4 protein-coding genes are annotated in these 2,450 nt (G+C 61.8%); 3 read left to right on the top strand and 1 reads right to left on the bottom strand.

Going from position 1 to position 2,450, the window contains the following annotated elements; translation table 11 throughout:
- Nucleotides 1–423, top strand: a 423-nt coding sequence (locus NW835_RS00210; RefSeq protein ID WP_414414208.1) for a PucC family protein, incomplete at its 5' end; no start/stop codon positions are given.
- On the opposite strand, the gene NW835_RS00205 is transcribed toward NW835_RS00210, so the two are convergent.
- Complete coding sequence (locus tag NW835_RS00205) at nucleotides 420–773, bottom strand: DUF6464 family protein (protein WP_414363740.1); 354 nt, start codon at nucleotides 771–773, stop codon at nucleotides 420–422. The genes NW835_RS00210 and NW835_RS00205 overlap by 4 nt on opposite strands.
- A 347-nt stretch (nucleotides 774–1,120) precedes the next feature.
- Here NW835_RS00205 and NW835_RS00200 point away from each other — a divergent pair, with 347 nt between their 5' ends.
- Together NW835_RS00200 and NW835_RS00195 are read left to right on the top strand one after the other, a co-directional pair.
- The gene (locus NW835_RS00200) at nucleotides 1,121–1,390 is read left to right on the top strand and encodes a hypothetical protein (protein WP_414414207.1); all 270 of its coding nucleotides are present in this window, start codon (nucleotides 1,121–1,123) and stop codon (nucleotides 1,388–1,390) included.
- A 35-nt stretch (nucleotides 1,391–1,425) separates the two neighbouring features.
- Nucleotides 1,426–2,450: WD40 repeat domain-containing protein (locus NW835_RS00195; RefSeq protein WP_414414206.1), on the top strand; the 1,025-nt coding region annotated here is incomplete at its 3' end.

The raw sequence follows: 2,450 nt of genomic DNA, 5'->3' as shown, positions 1-2,450 counted from the left end.
GGCTGCCTGCTGGGGGCGATCTCCTTTGGGTTGACCATTTTGGCAGGGTTTACGGGCGAGCCAGCGATGTTGCAACTGTGCATGATCCTGTTTGGCCTGGCTTCCGGGATCACCACCAACGGCGCCATTAGCCTAATGTTGGACTTGACGGCAGCAGAAACCGCCGGCACCTTCATCGGGGCTTGGGGCCTAGCCCAGGCCATGTCGCAGGCGCTTTCTACCCTCATTGGTGGCGCCCTGCTGGATCTGGGGCGGATTCTCTTTCCCTCTTCCCCCGTCCTCTCCTACGCCACCGTCTTCGGGGTGGAGGCGGCGGTGATGCTGCTGGCGGTGTATTTGCTGGGACGGGTAAGCGTAGCCGAGTTCCGGGAGAAAACCAGCCGCGCCCTGACCGAGGTGCTGGCGCTGGACCTGGAGGGCTAGCGCCGCTGGGCCGGCTCGTAGTGGGGGCAGCCTTGGCAGGGTCCGTTGGGGTTAACGGCGCAGCGCAACAGGGGCGAGCGGGCATTGAACCGACAGGAGGGATCCCCTAGAAAGTGGCCGGCCTCAGGGGGTGGGCTCACTGGGCGAATGAGAGCGCGGATACTGCACAGGTGATATTTGCCCTGCCGCAGTTGATAGGAATGGCGCTTTTCCAAAACCAAATAGTGCTGCTCCGCCAGTTGAACGTAGGTACCCGGATGGGGGCTGCTCTCCCAGGGACATTCCTCCACCACCTCTCCCGAATCCGCATCGATCCACTGAATGGGCAAGGCCGGGTTGACAGAAGACATAAGGTGCCAAGGAGGCCAGCCTGGAGAACAGACCGGCAAACAATAGAATGGACGCGGTTTTGCCTGTACTGGTTCTATTTAGTGTAGAGGATTTTCCTTGGGCGGGCCGCCAATTGGGGAGAGGATCGAGCCCCAGCTCCTCGCGCCTGATCTAGATCTCCTTTTTCCCGAGGGAGGTTACCTCCATCTCTTGCGCCTCGAGTAGCCAGAGACCTTATCTCTTGCGAGGGGGTTGCCTTAGACCCCGTTTTCTTACTGTGGCATTATGGGTCAGAAGCAAAGATTGGTAGCCTGGCTGAGGATAGGCCACTGGTGAGCCACATCTGCCTGGAGCGACCGGAGTCCTTATGGTAGGGCAAACCTTGGCTGGCCGCTATCAGATCCTAGAAGAACTGGGATCCAGCGGGCAAACCTACCTGGCCCAAGATGGCCATCGCCCCGAACAGATCTGGGTGGTGATCAGGCGTTGGCAACCTCGCTCTCCCAAGGAGGAAGAGCCCTCTGCCACCCGGCAGCAATTTCAACAGGCAATGGCGCTGCGGGAACGCCTGGGATCCCATGACACTCTCCCGCGCCTGCTGGCCTATTTTGAGGAGGGGGGGTCTTTTACTGGGTAGAAGAGTGGATCGAGGGGCCTACCCTGGAGCAAGCCTTGCGCCAGGCCACGGAGCAAGGGCAGCTCTGGTCAGAGGCGGAGGTGCGGGCCTTTTTGCAAGATGTGCTGCAAACCTTGGCCTTGCTACACAGTGAGGGGGTAAACTGCTGCAACCTAGAGCCCTCTCGCCTGATCTGTCGCCGGGCGGATGGCCGCTGGGTGGTGTTGGGCTTGGGCTGCTGCAACTCTGGGCCCGAGGCTGCCGACAGTGATCTGGAGGCACTTGGGCTCATCGCCATACAGGCCCTCTCAGGGATCCCGCCCCACAAGCTGTTTCGCGATCCGTTGACGGGGGAGCTGCGCTGGCACGATCTGGCTCTTACCAGCGCTCCTTTTGCCGCTTTTTTGGATTGCCTGGTGGGTTGTGACCCGCGGCAGCGCTTTGCTTCGGCAGTGGCAGCTTTGGCCGCTCTCCAGGCTTTGCCTCTGGCAGAGGGCGTCTCTCCCGGCGCTGAGATCCTGCCCGACCCTGTTGCCGCCGCTCCCTTACAGGAGCCGACTACGCCGCCGCGTTCCTCGGTATCACTGCGGGCGCGTTTCTGGATCCCACCACTTTGGGCGGGGAGTAGTCTGGCGGCTTTGCTGGTGCTACTCGGAGCTGCTGCCTGGCAACTGGCGGCCAACCTCAGCCTGTGGGGAGAGAAGGCAATTGTGCCCAGGGACTCTGTCCCGCCCGCGGGAACGAGGGCAAATTTGGGATCCGCTGGGCTCAAAAGCTTCAGCTCCCCAGAGCAGCCGCCCAATCCCTCCAGGACTGGATCCCTATCCTCTTCCAGCCCTGCCCTCAACCTAGCTGACTGGGCCAAGTCCTTGCAGCTCAAGGCCACACTGGAAGGCCCCGCCGCTATCACCGCTCTGGCCATCAGCCCGGATGGAGATCTCCTGGTTGCCGGGGGAGACGACGGTGTCATCCGCTTTTGGGATCCCCAGGCCGGCCAACTGCTGCAGAGCTGGGCAGGCCACGAAGGCTCGATTGAGACGCTGGCCATCAGCCCCGATGGTACCTTTTTGGTGAGTGGGGG

Origin of the sequence: Synechococcus sp. OH2 (assembly GCF_047462155.1) — a bacterium.
Lineage (GTDB): Bacteria > Cyanobacteriota > Cyanobacteriia > Thermostichales > Thermostichaceae > Thermostichus.
This window is presented reverse-complemented; position numbering and strand designations above follow the sequence as displayed.

What these genes read in the sequence shown, in the direction of transcription:
- NW835_RS00205 (WP_414363740.1), bottom strand. Translation starts at nt 773, where the DNA reads ATGTCTTCTGTCAACCCGGCCTTGCCCATTCAGTGGATCGATGCGGAT.
- NW835_RS00200 (WP_414414207.1), top strand. Translation starts at nt 1,121, where the DNA reads ATGGTAGGGCAAACCTTGGCTGGCCGCTATCAGATCCTAGAAGAACTG.